The sequence below is a fragment of the Streptomyces genisteinicus genome (assembly GCF_014489615.1).
Classification (GTDB): domain Bacteria; phylum Actinomycetota; class Actinomycetes; order Streptomycetales; family Streptomycetaceae; genus Streptomyces; species Streptomyces genisteinicus.
This window is the reverse complement of record NZ_CP060825.1, coordinates 3797673-3815096: the sequence shown is the minus strand read 5'-3', so window position 1 is coordinate 3815096 and position 17424 is coordinate 3797673. Positions and strand designations below refer to the sequence as shown.

The following is a 17424-nucleotide window of genomic DNA, read 5'->3' as shown; positions in this document are numbered from 1 at the left end:
GCCCCAGTGTCACAGGTCGGCCCGGTCGCCGTCCGCGCCGGTCGGCCGCTCCGCCGCCCGCGGCGGCTCCAGCGGCGGGGCGCTGACACCGCAGTTGACCCGGCACTCCGGGTGGCAGCGGTCGGCCTCCTCGGCCGGGGAGGGGCGGCGGACCGTCGCCCACGCGATGAGCGACCCGGCCACCAGCACCGCCGCGCACAGCGGGATCGCGCTCCGGTACGTGTCGCCGAACTCCTCCGCCGAGCGGTACGCCTCCGGGCCCATGCCCACCAGCAGCGGCAGCGCCGCCACGGCGATCAGGCCGGCCGCCCGGGCGGCCGCGTTGTTGATGCCGCTGGCGATGCCCGCGCGGGCCGTGTCGACCGAGGCCAGGACCGTCGCGGTCAGCGGCGCGACCAGGGTGACCATGCCGAGTCCGAGGACCAGCAGCGCGGGCAGCACGTCCACGAGGTAGGAGGCGTCCTCGCCGACCCGCAGGGTCAGCAGCATCCCGGCGGCGCACAGCAGGGGTCCCACGGTCAGCGGGATGCGCGGTCCGATGCGCTCGCCGAGCTCGCCGGAGCGGGCGGAGAGCAGCAGCATCAGCAGCGTCGTGGGCAGCAGGGCGGTCCCGGCGCCGAGGGCCGAGTACCCGGCGACCACCTGGAGCTGGAGGGCGATCAGGAAGAAGAAGCCGCCGAACGCCGCGTACACGCAGAGGGTCACCAGGTTGACCGCGGTGAACAGCCGCACCCGGAACATCGACAGCGGCAGCATCGGGTCCGGTCGCCGGGCCTCCACCAGGACGAAGGCCGCACCCACCAGAACGCCGGCGGCGCCCGCCCACCAGGCGGCGTCGATGAGCGCGTACGTCACCAGGCCCAGCGCGGCGGCCCCGAGCAGCGCGCCGAGGACGTCGAAGCGGCCGCTCGCGCCGGGGTCGCGGGACTCCGGGACGTGGCGCAGGGCGACGGGCACGCAGAGCGCGGCGAGCGGGACGTTCAGCAGGAACACCCACCGCCAGCCGGGACCGTCGACCAGCCAGCCGCCGACGAAGGGCCCGATCGCGGCCCCCACGCCGCCGAGACCGGACCAGAGCCCGACCGCGCGCGCCCGGTCGTCGGGGTGGAAGCTCGCCTGGATGAGGGCGAGCGACCCGGGGGTGAGGAGCGCGCCGCCGATGCCCTGGAGGGCCCGGGCGGCCACCAGCACCTCGCCGTTCGGGGCGATCCCGCAGAGCAGCGAGCCGACCGCGAACCAGACGACGCCGAGCACGAAGATCCGCCGCCGCCCGTACCGGTCGCCGAGCGCGCCGCCGAGCAGGATCAGCCCGGCGAGGGTGAGCATGTAGGCGTTGACCGTCCACTGGAGGACGGAGAGCTCGGCGTCGAGGTCCTCGCCGATGCGCGGCAGCGCCACGTTGACCACGGTGGAGTCGAGCAGCGCCATGCCGGACCCGAGCACGGTGGTGAGCACGATCCAGCGTCCGGTGGCCGACGACAGCCTGATGTCCGGTCCGCTCCGCCGCTCGTCGTCCATACGCCGATCATCCCCACCCCCGGCCCGCCCCGCCATCCCCGCCGGGACCGGCGCCCCGGCGGGACCGGCGCCCCGGCGGGCCGCCGGGCTACGCCCCCAGGCGGCGCAGGGCGCGGATCAGGGCGTCCGCGCCGCGCTCCGCCTTGGGACGCGGGCAGCCGACGTTCAGCCGGACGAAGCCGGACGCGCCGTACGTCGTCCCCGGCATGATCGCGACCTTCTCGCCCTCGACGAGCTCCCGCTGGAGCGCCTCGTCGCCGATCGCGGCGCCGACCCCGAGGGGGCGCAGGTCGATCCAGGCGAGATAGCCGGCCTGCGGCGGCCGCCAGCCCAGAGAGGGGAAGGCCGCTTCCAGGCGGCCGGCGAGCATCTCCAGGTTGCCCGCGACATGGGCGACCAGGGCGTCCAGCCAGGGGGCGCCCTCGCGGTAGGCAGCGATGTGCGCGGTCAGCGACAGCACCGCGGGAGAGGCGAGCCCTTCGGCGGTCTGCATCCGGCGGAGGAACTCCGCGTGGTCGCCGGGGTCGCCGATGACACCGTACGAGCCGCTCAGCGCGGGAAAGTTGAAGGCCTTGGTGGCCGACGTGATCAGCGCCCACCGGCCCGAGCCGAAGCCGGTCCACGGCAGGTGGCGGCCGGTGTGCACGAAGTCGGCGTGGATCTCGTCGCTGATCACGGCCACGTCGTGGGCCGCCGCGAGAGAGGCGGTGCGGAGCAGTTCGTCGCGGGTCCACACCCGGCCGGTCGGGTTGTGGGGCGAGCAGAGGACCAGGACCTTGCTGTCCGGCCGGGCGAGCTGCGCCTCCAGCGCGTCCATGTCGCCGACCGGCACGCCGCGCAGGTCCCGCCGCAGGCCGGTGATCGCCTTGGTGAAGCCGTCGTAGACCGGGGTGTGGACGACGACGCCGTCCCCGGGCGCGGTCCACATCCGCAGCAGCTGGGAGAGCTGGTTGAGCACGGACGGGGCGTAGACGACCCGGTCGGTGTCGATCGCCGTGCCGTGCCGGACGGCGTACCAGTCGCGGATCGCCGAGAGGAAGTCCTCCTGGCGCCAGTCGGTGTAGCCGAAGACGCCGTGGGCGACCCGGTCGCGCAGCGCGTCGAGGACCACGGGCGGCGACATGACGTCCATGTCGGAGATGGTGAACGGCAGCAGCCCGTCCACACCGAAGCGGTCGGCGACGCCGTCCCACTGCACGCACCAGGTGCCGCGGCGGTCGACCACCGTGTCGAAGTCGAAGCCCCCGCCGGCGGCGGCCGCCCCGGAGTGTGTCTGCGGGCCCATGCCCCTCCCCTCCTGCGGACAGCCCGCGGGCCCGGCGCCCCGAGGGGACGCCGGGCCCGCGGGCCGGACGCGTTACTTGATCCTGGTGCCGGTGGAGCGCAGGGCGGCGCAGGCCTCGGCGACACGGGTCGCCATGCCCGCCTCGGCCAGCTTGCCCCAGGTGCGCGGGTCGTAGGTCTTCTTGGAGCCGACCTCGCCGTCGACCTTCAGCACGCCGTCGTAGTTGCGGAAGACGTGGTCGACCACGGGCCGCGTGAAGGCGTACTGGGTGTCGGTGTCGAGGTTCATCTTCACGACGCCGTTCTCCAGGGCGGTGGTGATCTCCTCCGCCGTCGAGCCCGAACCGCCGTGGAAGACGAAGTCGAAGGGGGAGGTCTTCCCGTACTTCTCGCCCACACCCTGCTGGAGGTCCTTCAGCAGCTCGGGGCGGAGGACCACGTTGCCCGGCTTGTAGACGCCGTGGACGTTGCCGAAGGAGGCGGCCAGCAGGTAGCGGCCCTTCTCGCCCAGGCCGAGGGCCTCGGCGGTGCGCAGGGCGTCGTCGACGGTGGTGTACAGCTCGTCGTTGATCTCGTGGGTGACGCCGTCCTCCTCGCCACCGGTCGGGGTGATCTCGACCTCAAGGATGATCTTGGCGGCGGCGGCCTGCGCGAGCAGTTCCTGGCCGATGGCCAGGTTGTCCGCGAGGGTCTCGGCGGAGCCGTCCCACATGTGGGACTGGAAGAGCGGGTTGCGGCCGGCCTTGACGCGCTCGGCGGAGACGTCGAGCAGCGGGCGGACGTAGCCGTCCAGCTTGTCCTTGGGGCAGTGGTCGGTGTGCAGAGCGACGGTGATGTCGTACTTGGCGGCGACGATGTGCGCGAACTCGGCCAGGGCGACGGCGCCCGTGACCATGTCCTTGCTGTGCTGACCGCCCAGGAACTCCGCGCCACCGGTGGAGATCTGGATGATGCCGTCGCTCTCGGCCTCGGCGAAGCCACGCAGTGCCGCATGCAGGGTCTGGGACGAAGTCACGTTGATGGCCGGGTAGGCGAACTTGCCTGCCTTCGCCCGGTCGAGCATCTCGTTGTAGACCTCGGGAGTCGCGATGGGCATGTGTCCGCTCCTTGTGATGTGCGGGTATGTGGTGCTGGCCCTGACCTGGGGGCGACGTCATCGTCGCGGCCTATCTTTCCAGACTCCTGCACGGGCTCCACCACGACCGTGGCGCCCGCACGCGCGAGGGGCGGGCTGTTTCACGTGAAACAGCCCGCCCCTCGGTATCACCGCAGGTCACACCATGATCAGGCGAGGCCCAGCTCCTCCAGCGAGTAGGCGTTGACGTACGGGAGGCCCGCCTCGGCGATCCTGGGCGCGGCTCCGCGCTCCACGATCACCGCCACCGCCACGACCTCGCCGCCGGCCTCGCGGACCGCCTCGACGGCGGTGAGCGGGGAGCCTCCGGTGGTGGACACGTCCTCCACGACCAGGCAGCGGCGGCCCTTCACGTCGGTGCCCTCGATCCGGCGCTGCATCCCGTGCGCCTTGCCGGCCTTGCGGACCACGAAGGCGTCCAGTCGCCGCCCGCGGGCGGCGGAGGCGTGCAGCATCGAGGTGGCGACCGGGTCGGCGCCCAGCGTCAGGCCGCCGACGCAGTCGTAGTCCAGCTCCGCGGTCGCGTCGAGCATGACCTGGCCGACCATCGGGGCGGCCTCGCCGTCGAGCGTGATCCTGCGCAGGTCGATGTACCAGTCGGCCTCGATGCCCGAGGAGAGGGTCACCTTGCCGTGCACCACGGCCTTGTCCTTGATCTGCTGGAGCAGCTCAGCACGAACGTCAGTCATGCCCGTCAGCTTAAGCGCTGTCCGGGACGCCTCCCGGGGCCCGGCCTCCGCGCCGTCGCAGGGCCCCGGTGCCCGCAACCGTTCGCAGGGCCCGTGCACCCGCCCGGTGCCCGGTGACCGCGCCCTCAGATCGCGGTGTCCGCGCCTGCGTCGAGCCTCCGCCAGGTCCAGGTCGTCGAGATCTCCAGCGGATCGACCAGGGTGACCAGCTGCGGACGGGTGTTGAGGCCGTCCGGCGGGCCGGACTGGGGCTCCACGCACACCGCCTCGTCCTGCTCGTCGTAGACCACGACCCAGGGCGTGCGGGAGGCGACGGTCAGTTCGAGCTGCTCGGGCCAGGTCAGGGTGACCTCGACGCCCGCCGGCATCCCGAAGCAGTCGTCCCAGGGCCCCGGCTCCGGTGCGATCCGCCGGCCCGTCGGCAGATGGTCGTCGCCGCGCTCCTCCTGCCATTCGGGCGTGAACGCGATCCGCACGTCCTCGCCGCCGATGTTGCGCAGGAACCAGGGGTGCCACCCGGCCTGCGCCGGGAACGAGGTCTCCGCCGTCTCGACGCCCAGGGCGACGGTCAGCGAGTCCTCGGTGAGCGCGAAGGTCTGCGTCACCTTCCCCTTGTACGGCCAGGGTTCCGTGAGGTCGTAGGTGAACGCGGCCTCGGCCGCGCCCGCCACCGCGGTGTGCCAGGCCGTGTCGCGGCCGGTGCCGTGGATGGCGTGCGGAGGCGCGTTCAGCGGGAGTCGGTGCACGATGCCGCCGTTGCGGAAGCGGCCCTCCCTGGTGCGGCCGCACCAGGGGACCATGGGGAACGCCCCGTACCGGTCGCCCTGCCTCAGCAGCTCGGTGCCGCCGACGCGCAGGCTCGCGATGCGGCAGCCGTTCTCCGGGTGCACGGTCAACTCGACGTCTCCGGCGGCGAGCCGGACGCTCTCTTGGCTGCTGTTCACAGGACGACATTAGCCGCGCCGGCCGCGGCGCGGCGCCACCGTGCCGAAGACGGACGGGTCCGGTCCCGCGGCGCCCGGCCGGACGCCGCGGGCGCCAATCCCGCGCCGTCCGGCCTCAGTTCCGCCGGCGCAGGGCGCGGCCCACGACGACCGCCGAGGCGATGGCGAGCGCGGCCGCGGGCGCGATCCAGCGCAGCGCCGCTCCGGTGCCCGACGCCGCCGGCGCGGGGGTCGGGGCGTACCGGCCGCGGGGCGGCGCGTGGTCGACCTCCTCGGCGCTGCGGCCGATCATGGTGCGGCGGGCGTGGGCCGCCTCGGCGGCCGGCTCGCCGGGGAGTCCGGCGAGATCGTCCAGGTCCTGGAGGTCCTCGATCGCGGAGAGGTCCTCGTCGTCGGCGTCGGCCGCCAGGGCGTCGTGCTCGTCGTCGAAGGCGTCGTCCGCGTCCGGTCCGAGCGACGGGGGCGGCACGGGGACGTCGAAGACCGAACCGAGGCCCCGGCTCTCCGTGATGTCCCCTCCCTCCGCCGCGCCCGCGTCGTCCCCGGCGTCCTCCGCGATGTCGTCGACGTGGTCGGCCTGCTCCTGACCGTCGGGCGTGTCGCCCGCGGCAGCCCCGTTCTCCGGCACGGCGCCCGCGACCGGGGCGGTCCCGGGCGCCGGGGCCGCGGGCGTCCCCGGCTCCTCGAACGCCACGGCCGCCAGCGCCTCGGCGAACCGGTCCAGCAGCCGGTGCGCGGCCGATGTCCGGGCGTCCCCGGCCAGTTCGGCGAGGCGGCCCTCCGCGCCGGCGGAGCCGGTGAACGTCAGCGTCGTGCCCCCGTCGGTCGGCTCGGGACGGACGGTCAGGGCCACCTTGACGGCACCGCCGCCCCGGACCTCCGCGCCCTCCGCGTCGACCACGAAGTCCCGGCCCGCCTCGACCACGCGCAGCACACCGCGGTAGGTGATCGTGTGGCTGCCGACGCGGATCTTGAGTCTCCCGGTGAGCGGCCCGGCCGCCTCGTCGGCGTCCTGCTGGAGCCCCGGGACGCAGCGGGCGACCCGGGCGGGGTCGCGCAGCGCCTGTCGAAGGGTCTCGGCCGGAACCGGAACGAACGCCTCATGCTCCATGGGAACCGAGCCTACTCAGACCGGCCCGTCCCGTCTGCCTTTCACGCGGCGCGCACGCGCACGCCCCTCGCACGGCGTCAGCGCGCGTACCGCGGACGCACCAGCGTCGACGGCTGGGGCCAGGCGCCCTCCGGCCGGCCGTGCTCCGCCGCCGGACCGTACCCGGGCAGCCGCTCCGCGAGGGGGGACCGCAGCCGCGGCACGGCGGGGTCGAGCGCGAGGGCCGGGGGATGCCCCACACCGGCCAGCAGGAAGCCGTGGTCGCCGTCGGAGCGGTACGGCGTGACCGCGAGCCCGGCCGCCCGCACCGTCGCGGCGACCGTCCAGTAGGTGCCCGGGTGCGCCCGGGCCGGGCCGGCGTGCACGACGACGCGGCCGCCGGGGGCGAGCACCCGCCGGGCGAGTCCGTAGAACTCCATCGAGTAGAGCTTCCCCCCGGCCGTCCCCGGGCAGGGGAGGTCGGAGACGATCACGTCGTACGTCCCGCGCCGGGCGCCGCGCAGCCAGGAGAACGCGTCGGCGGTGACGTGCTCCGTGCGCGGGTCGTCGTAGGCGCGGCCGTTGAGGGCGGAGAGCGCGGGGTCCCGGCGGGCGAGGCGCACCAGGCCCGCGTCGAGGTCGACGACCGTGACGGAGACGGTGTCCGGGTAGCCGAGCGCCTCGCGGGCGGCGAGGCCGTCGCCCCCGCCGAGGATCAGCACCCGGGCGTGCGGACCGTTCATGGCGGGGTGGACGAGGGCCTCGTGGTAGCGGTGCTCGTCACTGCCCCGCACGGTGAGCTGCCCGTCGATGAAGAGGTCGGGGGGCTGGGAGGCCCGGCCGGTGAGGACGACCTCCTGCACCCCGGTGCGCACCGCGACCCGCACCTGGTCGCCGTAGACGGCGCGCCGGGCGGCCGCCTCGAAGTCGCCGACGAGCGCGGCGGCCGCGGCGAGCAGCGCGAGGACCGCCGCGTTCAGCAGGACGAGCCGGCGTCGCGTGCGGGGGGTCATGTCCCTGCGGAACAGCCAGAGGACGAGCACGCCGCCGGCGACCGCGTTCACCGCGCCGGTCAGCAGGGCGCCGGTCAGCTCGCCGAGCCACGGCAGCAGCAGGAAGGGGAACGCCAGCCCGCCGACCAGGGCGCCCACGTAGTCGGCGGCGAAGAGGTCGGCCACCGTGCCCTCCGCGTCGCGGCGCGAGACCCGCTGCATCAGGGACATCAGCAGCGGTATCTCCGCGCCGATGAGGACGCCGATGGCCAGCGAGAACGACACCAGCACCAGGTGGGCGCCGCCGCTCCAGGCGAACGCCGCGTACAGCATCATCCCCGAGCCCCCGCCGACCAGCGCGAGCACCGCCTCCAGCACGGCGAAGCCGACCACGGCGCGGCAGCGGAGCCGCTTGGCGAGCAGGGAGCCGAGGCCCATGGCGAAGACCATCAGGGAGAGCACGACGGAGGCCTGGGTGACGGAGTCGCCGATCAGATAGGAGGCGAGGGCGACGAGTTCGAGCTCGTAGACCAGCCCGCAGGCGGCGCAGACGAAGACGACGGCCAGGATCAGATACCGGGCCGCTTCGGGCCGCACGGGGAGCAGTACCACGTCCGTGTGCGGGGAGAGTTGCTGCCGGTCGATCACTTTCGTAACGCTACGTCACACATGTCGCGTTACTTGTCACCCACAAGAGCTAACTGCGGTGCCCGGGGCCGTACCCAGCGTGCCGACCCGGGTCCGGGTGACCACCAGTCGGCCCTCCTGGGGGTAGGCGTGCCAGGTGCGCCACTGCACCTGGCGCTCGCCCCGCTGAGCGAGCATCGCGGTGAAGGCGTGCGGATCGCCGGGGAAGGTTCCGGCCAGACCGTGGGGGTGGTCGGTGACCAGCGCGAGCAGTTCCTGCGCGCGCCCGGCGAACGACTGCCGCGACAAGGTCTCGACCCGTGCGGCGAAGTCGTACTCCCAGTCGCCGAGCCTCTTCGCCACGCCCAGGGGAAGCGGGGTGCTGCTGCCGGGGATGCAGGCGACCGTCTCGGAGCACGACTGGCCGCCCTGGTCGAGGAGGACCTGGTGGGACGCACCGAGCAGCCTCAACTGCAATGACGCGCCGGACAGTTCGAGATCGAGGACGGCCAGCGCGGGCAGCGGCTCGCGGCCGAGCGCCCAGGCCAGGTCGTCGGCACGGGTGTCGGTGTAGGCGGTATCGATGGTCGTGAGCATGGGTCGGCTCCGCAAGGACGCGCGTCGGCGGGTGGGCACGTGCGAACGGCGCCCCCCGGAACGGGGCGCACGACGTGAGGGGGGAGACCGTTCGGGGTCCGTTTCAGGTCCGAGAACTGGCCGGAACCAACTGGTTCCAGAATCGAGGGAATCACGAAGTGAGCAGAGACCACAGCGGTTTTTGCCAACTTGCTGCGGTTTCCATCCCCCCGGGGGCCTCACGGTTCATCTGTTCAATCGAAAACGACGGGTACCGTCCGCACCGCGGCGGCGACGGCCCTGCCATTGGCAAAGTCCCCCGTCAACGGAAAGCCGCCCGGCGGGAGTTGTCACCCCCGCCGGGCGGGTTCACCCGCGCCGGACCAGCTGCCCCGTGTCAGCTGCCTCCGCCACATCCACCCCCGCCGCCGCACGACGAGCTGCTTCCGCAGCCTCCGCCGCCGCCACCGCAGGAGGACGATCCGCTCGCCCAGGAGCCGCCCGAACCGCCGCCCCGGCGGCCCCCGCGGCGCCGCGTCGGCGACGCGGAGCGGCTGACCGTCACCACGATCGCCACCACGACGCCGACGATCACCAGCCCGATGAATACCGTCCCGAAGATCATCATCACTTCACCGTCCCTGCTCGTCCCCCGGAGCGAGTCCCCCGCGACGCTGCGCGACCGCTTCCGTGTCCTGTGCTGTCATGCACTTCTCACGCGTGTGACAGGGGAATGCCCTCGCGCCCGGAAAGCCAAAGCCGACTTGAGCAAGTCCAGAGGTTCGGCCCAGGATGGCGGTCATGACAGGAAGCGAACCGGGATCACGGCCCCTGCTGAACCGCCGGCTGGCGCCTTTCGGCACGACGATCTTCGCCGAGATGTCCGCGCTGGCCGCGCGGACCGGGGCGATCAATCTCGGCCAGGGCTTCCCCGACACCGACGGCCCCGAGGAGATCCGGGAGGCGGCCGTCCGGGCGCTGCGCGACGGCCGCGGCAACCAGTACCCGCCCGGTCCCGGCGTCCCCGAGCTGCGGACCGCCGTCACCGCCCACCAGCAGCGCCGCTACGGCCTCTCCTACGACCCGGACACCGAGGTCCTGGTCACCGCCGGGGCGACCGAGGCCGTGGCGGCCGCGCTGCTCGCCCTGGTCGGGCCCGGCGACGAGGTGATCGCCCTGGAGCCGTACTACGACTCCTACGCGGCGAACATCGCGATGGCCGGCGGCACCCGGGTACCGGTGACCCTGCGCCCCCACGAGGGCGTCTTCCGCCTGGACCTCGACGAACTGCGCGCCGCGGTCACCCCCCGGACCCGGCTCATCCTCCTGAACACACCGCACAACCCGACGGGCACCGTCCTGACCCGCGACGAACTCGCCGCCGTCGCCGCGCTGGCCGTCGAACGGGACCTGCTGGTCGTCACCGACGAGGTCTACGAGCACCTGGTCTTCGAGGGCGAGCACCTGCCGCTCGCCGGCTTCCCCGGCATGCGGGACCGCACGGTGACCGTGTCGAGCGCGGGCAAGACGTTCTCGTTCACCGGCTGGAAGGTCGGCTGGCTGACGGCCTCCCCCGCCCTGGTCACGGCGGTCCGCTCGGTGAAACAGTTCCTCACCTACGTCTCGGCGGGCCCCTTCCAGTACGCGGTGGCCGAGGCGCTGCGCCTGCCGGACTCCTACTTCGACGACCTGCGCACGGATCTGCGGGCCAAGCGGGACCTGCTGAGCGAGGGTCTCGCGGCGGCCGGTTTCGCCGTCCACCGCCCGGCCGGGACGTACTTCGTCACCACCGACATCCGCCCGCTCGGCGAGCGCGACGGCTTCGCGTTCTGCCGTGCCCTGCCGGAGCGCTGCGGCGTGGTCGCCGTCCCGAACGCGGTCTTCTACGACGACCGCGAACAGGGCGCGCCCTTCGTGCGGTTCGCCTTCTGCAAGCGGACGGCCGTACTGGAGGAGGCGGTGTCCCGGCTCGGGACGCTGAAGCCGTGACGCCCGGCGCTCCTCCCGCGGGCGGGCTCTTCCCCGCACCCGGCGGCGTGAGCGGCCACCCCGGCCCGCACCGCCCGCACCCCACGCGCGACAGGGCCCGCACCGCTCGCGCGGTGCGGGCCCTGCGTGACGCCACGGGCGCGGGGGCTCAGGCCTCGTCGGCCGGCTTCTCCTCGCCGGTCGCCAGGCCGAAGCGCTCGGCCAGCCACTTGTCGAACTCGATCGACGCGCGGACCCAGCTGACCGTGGAGGAGACGAAGTGCTCCAGGCTGACGCCGGTGCCGATCAGCATCTGGGCCTCACCGATGAGGCGGAGCGACGGCTCGGCGCCCTCCTCCTCGTGCTGGTGGGTGTAGACCTTGGGCCACAGGGTGCGACGGTTCCAGTCGTCGATCGTCTCCAGGATCTCGGCCCGCTTCTCCACCGGGTGCGGACGGTCGTAGAAGGTCCGCACCGAGAAGACCTGCTGCTCGGCCTCGCCCCGGAACATGAAGTACGTGCGGAAGTCCTCCCACGGCGCGGCGAGGTCGCCCTCGTCGTCGACGACGTACTTGAGCTCCATCTGCTCGAGCAGCTGCTTGACCAGGTCCTGGTCGGGAACGACGGGGCCCGCCGGTCCTGCGGCCTGGGGCTGGGGCTGGCCCCCGAAATTCGGAATCGAGGACGGATCGATGGTCACCGTGTTTTTCCCTTCGTACGGATGCCGCCATCCTCTCCCATCCCCGCCCGCCCGGCGCAAGCCCCGCCACCCGCTATCCGCTGCGAGCTGACAGCCGCCCGCCGCGGAGCACGGCGGAGCGCCGCGCGGGCCGGGGTGCGGTTCCCGGTCCGCGCGGCGCACGCCCGCGGTGCTCAGCCCGCCGCGGGGCGGTCCTGCTGCGCGGCGCCGACGATCAGGCCGTCCTCGAAGCGGTCCACCCGCACGGTGTCCCCGTCCGTGATCTCACCGGCCAGGATCTCCTTCGCGAGCCGGTCCCCGATCGCCGTCTGCACCAGCCGGCGCAGCGGGCGGGCGCCGTACGCGGGGTCGTTGCCCTCGTCGGCCAGCCAGTCGAGGGCGGCGGGGGTGACGTCCAGGGTGAGCCTGCGCTCGGCCAGCCGCTTCGCGAGCCGGTCGATCTGGAGCTTCGCGATGTGCGCCAGCTCGTCCCGGGTGAGCGCGGTGAAGACCACCAGGTCGTCGAGCCGGTTGAGGAACTCCGGCTTGAAGGAGGCCCGCACCACGTCCAGCACCAGCTCCCGCTTGCGCTCCTCGGAGGTCGAGGGCTCCACCAGGTACTGGCTGCCGAGGTTGGACGTCAGGATCAGGATGGTGTTGCGGAAGTCGACCGTGCGGCCCTGTCCGTCGGTCAGCCGCCCGTCGTCGAGGACCTGGAGCAGGACGTCGAAGACCTCCGGGTGCGCCTTCTCCACCTCGTCGAGCAGGACCACGCTGTACGGGCGGCGCCGCACGGCCTCGGTGAGCTGGCCGCCCTCCTCGTAGCCGACGTAGCCGGGAGGCGCGCCGACCAGGCGGGCGACGCTGTGCTTCTCGCCGTACTCGCTCATGTCGATGCGGACCATGGCCCGCTCGTCGTCGAAGAGGAAGTCCGCGAGCGCCTTCGCCAGCTCGGTCTTGCCGACGCCGGTGGGGCCGAGGAAGAGGAACGAGCCCGTCGGCCGGTCCGGGTCGGCGACCCCCGCCCGGGTGCGGCGCACCGCGTCGGAGACGGCCTGCACGGCCTCGGCCTGCCCGATGAGGCGGCGGCCCAGCTCCTGCTCCATGCGCAGCAGCTTCTGGGTCTCGCCCTCCAGCAGCCGGCCCGCGGGGATGCCGGTCCAGGAGCCGACCACGTCGGCGATGTCGTCGGGGCCGACCTCCTCCTTGACCATGGTGTCCTTCGAGGCCTCCTCCTCGGCCTCGGACGCCTCCTCCAGGTCGCGTTCCAGGGAGGGGATCTCGCCGTAGAGCAGCTTGGACGCGGTGTCGAAGTCGCCGTCGCGCTGCGCGCGTTCGGCCTGGCCGCGCAGATCGTCCAGGCGCTCCTTCAGCTCGCCGACGCGGTTGAGGCCCTGCTTCTCCTTCTCCCAGCGGGCGGTCAGGCCGCGCAGCTCCTCCTCCCGGTCGGCGAGGTCGCGGCGCAGCTTCTCCAGGCGCTGCCGGGAGGCGGGGTCCGACTCGTTCTTCAGGGCCAGCTCCTCCATGCGCAGCCGGTCGACGGCCCGCTGGAGCTCGTCGATCTCGACGGGTGAGGAGTCGATCTCCATCCGGAGCCGGGAGGCCGCCTCGTCGACCAGGTCGATCGCCTTGTCGGGCAGGAAGCGCGAGGTGATGTACCGGTCGGAGAGGGTGGCGGCGGCGACCAGGGCGCTGTCGTTGATCTGCACCTTGTGGTGGGCCTCGTAGCGGCCCTTGAGCCCGCGCAGGATCGCGATAGTGTCCTCGACGGTCGGCTCGGCGACCAGCACCTGCTGGAAACGCCGCTCCAGCGCCGGGTCCTTCTCGATGCGCTCGCGGTACTCGTCGAGCGTGGTGGCGCCGACCATGCGCAGTTCGCCACGGGCCAGCATGGGCTTGAGCATGTTGCCCGCGTCCATGGCCGAGTCGCCGCCGGCGCCGGCGCCGACGACGGTGTGCAGCTCGTCGATGAAGGTGATGATCTGGCCGTCGCTCTCCTTGATCTCGGAGAGCACGGTCTTCAGCCGCTCCTCGAACTCGCCGCGGTACTTGGCGCCCGCGACCATCGCGCCGAGGTCGAGCGAGACCAGGCGCTTGTTGCGCAGCGACTCCGGGACGTCGCCCTTGACGATGCGCTGCGCGAGGCCCTCGACGACGGCGGTCTTGCCGACGCCGGGCTCGCCGATGAGCACCGGGTTGTTCTTGGTGCGCCGCGACAGCACCTGCACGACGCGGCGGATCTCCTGGTCGCGGCCGATGACCGGGTCGAGCCGGCCCTCCCGCGCCGCGGCGGTGAAGTCGGTGCCGAACTTCTCCAGTGCCTTGTACTGACCCTCGGGATCGGGTGTGGTCACCCGGCGTCCTCCTCGTACCGTCTCGAAAGCGTCCAGCAGCTTCTTCGCCGTGGCGCCCTGTCCGTCGAGCACCGCTCCCGCGGCGCCGCCCTTGGCGGCGACGCCGATCAGCAGGTGCTCGGTGGAGACGTAGTCGTCCCCCAGCTCCCCGGCCCGCTTCGCGGCGTCGGCGATGACGGCGAGCAGCTCGCGGTTGGGCTGGGGCGGCGCGACCGTGGAGCCGGTGACGCTGGGCAGCGAGGCGAGGACGCGCTCGGCCCCGGCGCGCACGGCCGCCTGGTCCGCCTCGACCGCGGCCAGCAGGTCGACGATGTTCTCGTTGTCCCGGCCCTCCAGGAGGGCCAGCAGCAGATGCGCGGGGGTCAGGTCGGCGTGCCCGTCCTGCACGGCCCGGTTGCTCGCGGCGTTGATCGCATCCCGGCTCTTGTTGGTCAGCTCGGCGTCCACGTGCGGTGTCTCCTCCTCGCCCGGTGGGTCATCGGGGGCCGGCCGGCCCCTTCGGTCACTGTGACTCAGTCAACGTCACCAAAGTTGAGTCTATTCCACTCAGGGTGCTTCGCGGGACGGAACGGCGCGCTATGTTCCGCTCATGGCGATCGACCCCCGCGAGCCCGGCGAGTCCTACCTCAGCTTCTGGCGCGAGAGACACATCTGCACGCTGACGACGCCGCGGCCCGACGGCTCCCCGCACGTCGTGGCGGTCGGCGCCACGTACGACCCCGTGAACGGCGTCGCGCGGGTGATCACCGGACGGCACACCCGCAAGGCGCGCAACGTGGCGGCCGCGGGGCCGCAGGGCGCGAGGGTGGCGGTCTGCCAGGTGGACGGGCGCCGCTGGGCGACGCTGGAGGGCGTGGCGACGGTCCGCGGGGACGCGGAGGCGGTCGCGGACGCCGAGGCCCGCTACAAGGAGCGCTACGGCCGCGACCCGAGGCCGAACCCGGACCGCATCGTCATCGAGATCGCGCTCACCCGGGCCATGGGCCGGGCGTAACGGACCGCGGGCGGCGCTGCGGAGCCGGCCGGAACGGCCCGCCGGGGCGCGACGCCATGGGCCGGGCCACCCTGGCGGCGCGCGGGCGGGCGCCGGGACCCGGACACCCGGGGCGCGGCGGCGCCGGACGGCGTCCGGGCAGCACAACGGCGCCATCGTGTTTCAGGTCCACGATGGCGCCGCTGTGTGGGGGAAGCACCTGAGCGATCTGGAACGACGGGGGAATCGCTCAGGCACTGCGGGGGGTGGCGGTGGTGTCGGACTCGACGAGCTGGTGGTCACGCGCGTCGAGGTTGACAAAAATCATGCCGTACCGGATGGCACAGCGGACGGGCTGTGGCGCCCCTCGCGGCCGGCGCAGGCACCGGTACGCACGGACGTCCTCGTCCTCTTCGCGGGCGACGACGATCGGCTCGCCGAACAGGGTGACCATCAACGAGTCGCCACGGTGGGGGATGGCCGTGACGAGGTCGATGAAATGCCACCCGGACCGATAGGCCGAGGCCATCTCGCGCCGGAAGACCCGGTCGTCCGGAGGGATGGTCATGCTGCCGGGTCCGCGTCGACGGGAGCACTCTCCCAGGAGAGTTCGGTTCCGCCGGCGATCACGACGTGGGCCGGTCCGGACTCCCACGAGGGCTCGCCACGGGTGCCCGCGGGCTCGGACTCCCACGAGGGCTCACCGTTGGTCACCGCGGGCTCGGACTCCCACGACGGCTCGCCGTTGGCCACCGCGGAAGCCGGCTTGACCTCCCACGAGGGCTCACCGTTGGTGCCCGCGGCGCCGAACGCGGCCACCGCGGCAGCGAGCGTGCAAACTATGCCAACCGTCCTGTTCATGGAGGATCTCCACCCCATTCTGTTCATTACCCTCCCCCCGCGTCTAAGACGATGTCTCACGCCGAATGCTTCCACCAGCGACCACGGGCATCATGTTCCTGTAATTCAGGACCCTGAGGGGGTGTCACATGGCGTCGAACCAGCATGAAACGGGACATAGGCATAGTGCTGCCGAACTATGCGAAGCGGGGAAGAACCTCTACGCAACGGCACTGCGGACCGGACGTCTCTCCCGCGCGGAGGCCGTGGAGGCTCCCTGCCTGCTCGACCTCGTGCTGCTGCGCCCCGACCCCGACGACCCCCAGTGGCTGCGCCCCGTTCCTCCCTCGCTCGCCCTCAACCAGCTGATGCACCCCATCGAACGGGAGATCCAGGAGCGCCGGCAGCTCGCGATGTCGATCGCCGGCACCTTCGAACCGTTCATGAACCTGACAGCCCAGGACCTGTCCGCCCGCCATGCCATCACCGTGCTGGAGGGTCTGGTACACATCAACACAGCACTCGACCGGGCAACTGTCGAGTGTGCGGAGGAACTTCTCACGGTACAGCCAGGAAGCGGCCGCCGCCCCGACACACTCGAACACGCCCTGCGCCGCGCCGAGCCCCTGCTCCAGAACGGCGTGAAGATGCGCACGCTGTACCAGCACACCGCCCGGCACCACCCCTCCACACTGGCCTACGTGGAGCGGGTGAACCCGTACGGGGTCGAGGTCCGCACCCTCGAGGAGATCATCGACCGGCTGATCATCATCGACCGGAAAGTGGCCTTCGTGCCCGCCCGCAGCGACCGCCAGGTCGCCCTCGAACTGCGCCACGAGGGCCTGGTCCGCTATCTGGTGGGCGTCTTCGAGCAGTTCTGGCTGCACGCCACCCCGTGGGAGGAGCAGCGCTCCTACGCGCCCGGGATGGACGGCATCACCAGCGTGCAGCGCTCGATCGCCAAACTCCTCGTCGAAGGCCATGTGGACGACTCGATCGCCCGCCGCCTCGGGATGAACGTCCGCACCTGCCGCGCCCACATCGCCAAACTGAACGCGACCCTGGGCAGCGGCAGCAGGGCCCAGCTCGGCTACCTCATCGCCCAGTCGGGCATCCTCGACGACGCCGGCTGAGGGGCGCCCCGTGCGCCCGTACGCGCCCGGTGCGCGCGGGCCGGGGTACGCATCGCCCCGGGCGCCCGCGCGCCCGTACGCGCCCGCGTACGCGCCCCCGGGGGCACGCCGCAGGGGCCGGAAGGCGTATCGCCCTCCGGCCCCTGCACAACTCCCCTGCGCGGCCCGCTACTCGGTCCGCCTGGGCCGCCACACCACCAGCGCGCTGGTGTGCTGCACGTCCTGGTAGGGCACCAGGTCGCGCCGGTAGGAGGCGTGCACCTGCGCCTCCCGCTGCTGCATGGCCACGGCCGCGCCCTCGACCGCCGCCGACAGCTCGGCGACCCGGGCCTGGAGCGCGGCGACCTGGTTCTCCAGTTCGATGATGCGCTTGATGCCCGCGAGGTTGATGCCCTCGTCCTGCGACAACTGCTGCACCGTGCGCAGCAGTTCGATGTCGCGGGCCGAGTAGCGCCGGCCCCGGCCCGCGGTGCGGTCCGGGGAGACGAGACCGAGGCGGTCGTACTGCCGCAGGGTCTGCGGATGCAGGCCCGACAGCTGCGCGGCCACCGAGATCACGTACACCGGCGACTCGTCGGTCAGTTCGTAGGGGTTGCGGCTGCGTCCCGGACGGCCCTCCATG

The 17424-nt window shown here is 72.9% G+C and carries 16 protein-coding genes; 3 read left to right on the top strand and 13 right to left on the bottom strand.

Annotation, left to right across the window (positions count from 1 at the left end; translation table 11 throughout):
* Positions 1 to 9 precede the first annotated feature (9 nt).
* The 8 genes from IAG43_RS16575 to IAG43_RS16540 form a co-directional block, all read right to left on the bottom strand.
* A complete protein-coding gene (locus tag IAG43_RS16575; RefSeq protein WP_246574387.1) occupies positions 10 to 1518 on the bottom strand; it encodes an MFS transporter in 1509 nt (502 codons plus the stop codon).
* Between the two features lie 88 nt (positions 1519 to 1606).
* Positions 1607 to 2803, bottom strand: a complete 1197-nt coding sequence (locus tag IAG43_RS16570) for a MalY/PatB family protein (protein ID WP_187741498.1) — start codon at positions 2801 to 2803, stop codon at positions 1607 to 1609.
* A gap of 72 nt (positions 2804 to 2875) precedes the next feature.
* Positions 2876 to 3898, bottom strand: coding sequence for a class II fructose-bisphosphate aldolase (fbaA, locus tag IAG43_RS16565; RefSeq protein WP_187741497.1), 1023 nt, complete (start codon positions 3896 to 3898; stop codon positions 2876 to 2878).
* 188 nt (positions 3899 to 4086) lie between these two features.
* The gene (gene pyrE, locus IAG43_RS16560; RefSeq protein ID WP_187741496.1) at positions 4087 to 4626 is read right to left on the bottom strand and encodes an orotate phosphoribosyltransferase; all 540 of its coding nucleotides are present in this window, start codon (positions 4624 to 4626) and stop codon (positions 4087 to 4089) included.
* A 125-nt stretch (positions 4627 to 4751) separates the two neighbouring features.
* Positions 4752 to 5570 (bottom strand): aldose epimerase family protein, encoded by an 819-nt coding sequence (locus IAG43_RS16555; protein ID WP_187741495.1) that lies wholly within the window; start codon positions 5568 to 5570, stop codon positions 4752 to 4754.
* 115 nt (positions 5571 to 5685) lie between these two features.
* Positions 5686 to 6681, bottom strand: coding sequence for an SRPBCC domain-containing protein (locus tag IAG43_RS16550; RefSeq protein WP_187741494.1), 996 nt, complete (start codon positions 6679 to 6681; stop codon positions 5686 to 5688).
* A 77-nt stretch (positions 6682 to 6758) separates the two neighbouring features.
* Positions 6759 to 8300 (bottom strand): polyamine aminopropyltransferase, encoded by a 1542-nt coding sequence (locus IAG43_RS16545; protein ID WP_246574386.1) that lies wholly within the window; start codon positions 8298 to 8300, stop codon positions 6759 to 6761.
* Positions 8301 to 8336: 36 nt separating this feature from the next.
* Positions 8337 to 8876 (bottom strand): DUF2617 family protein, encoded by a 540-nt coding sequence (locus tag IAG43_RS16540; protein WP_187741493.1) that lies wholly within the window; start codon positions 8874 to 8876, stop codon positions 8337 to 8339.
* 771 nt (positions 8877 to 9647) lie between these two features.
* Between IAG43_RS16540 and IAG43_RS16535 the strand changes: the two genes are divergently transcribed.
* Entirely contained in the window at positions 9648 to 10844 is a 1197-nt protein-coding gene (locus tag IAG43_RS16535) for a pyridoxal phosphate-dependent aminotransferase (protein WP_187741492.1), read from the top strand.
* Between the two features lie 148 nt (positions 10845 to 10992).
* On the opposite strand, the gene IAG43_RS16530 is transcribed toward IAG43_RS16535, so the two are convergent.
* Positions 10993 to 11523, bottom strand: coding sequence for a type III secretion system chaperone family protein (locus IAG43_RS16530; RefSeq protein ID WP_187741491.1), 531 nt, complete (start codon positions 11521 to 11523; stop codon positions 10993 to 10995).
* Positions 11524 to 11696: 173 nt separating this feature from the next.
* On the bottom strand, positions 11697 to 14303 hold the full coding sequence (gene clpB / locus IAG43_RS16525) for an ATP-dependent chaperone ClpB (RefSeq protein ID WP_187741490.1): 2607 nt from the start codon (positions 14301 to 14303) through the stop codon (positions 11697 to 11699).
* A 142-nt stretch (positions 14304 to 14445) separates the two neighbouring features.
* On the opposite strand from clpB, the gene IAG43_RS16520 reads away from it, so the two are divergent.
* The gene (locus IAG43_RS16520; RefSeq protein ID WP_187741489.1) at positions 14446 to 14850 is read left to right on the top strand and encodes a pyridoxamine 5'-phosphate oxidase family protein; all 405 of its coding nucleotides are present in this window, start codon (positions 14446 to 14448) and stop codon (positions 14848 to 14850) included.
* Positions 14851 to 15079: 229 nt separating this feature from the next.
* Here IAG43_RS16520 and IAG43_RS16515 read toward each other — a convergent pair whose 3' ends face one another.
* Both IAG43_RS16515 and IAG43_RS16510 read right to left on the bottom strand, forming a co-directional pair.
* A complete protein-coding gene (locus IAG43_RS16515) occupies positions 15080 to 15397 on the bottom strand; it encodes a Rieske (2Fe-2S) protein (protein ID WP_187741488.1) in 318 nt (105 codons plus the stop codon).
* Entirely contained in the window at positions 15394 to 15690 is a 297-nt protein-coding gene (locus tag IAG43_RS16510; RefSeq protein WP_187741487.1) for a hypothetical protein, read from the bottom strand. Before IAG43_RS16510 ends, IAG43_RS16515 begins: the two co-directional genes overlap by 4 nt.
* Before the next feature lie 128 nt (positions 15691 to 15818).
* Here IAG43_RS16510 and IAG43_RS16505 point away from each other — a divergent pair, with 128 nt between their 5' ends.
* Positions 15819 to 16802, top strand: a complete 984-nt coding sequence (locus tag IAG43_RS16505) for a helix-turn-helix domain-containing protein (RefSeq protein ID WP_187741486.1) — start codon at positions 15819 to 15821, stop codon at positions 16800 to 16802.
* Positions 16803 to 16970: 168 nt separating this feature from the next.
* Here IAG43_RS16505 and IAG43_RS16500 read toward each other — a convergent pair whose 3' ends face one another.
* Entirely contained in the window at positions 16971 to 17423 is a 453-nt protein-coding gene (locus IAG43_RS16500) for a heat shock protein transcriptional repressor HspR (protein ID WP_187741485.1), read from the bottom strand.
* Between the last annotated feature and the right edge of the window lies 1 nt (position 17424).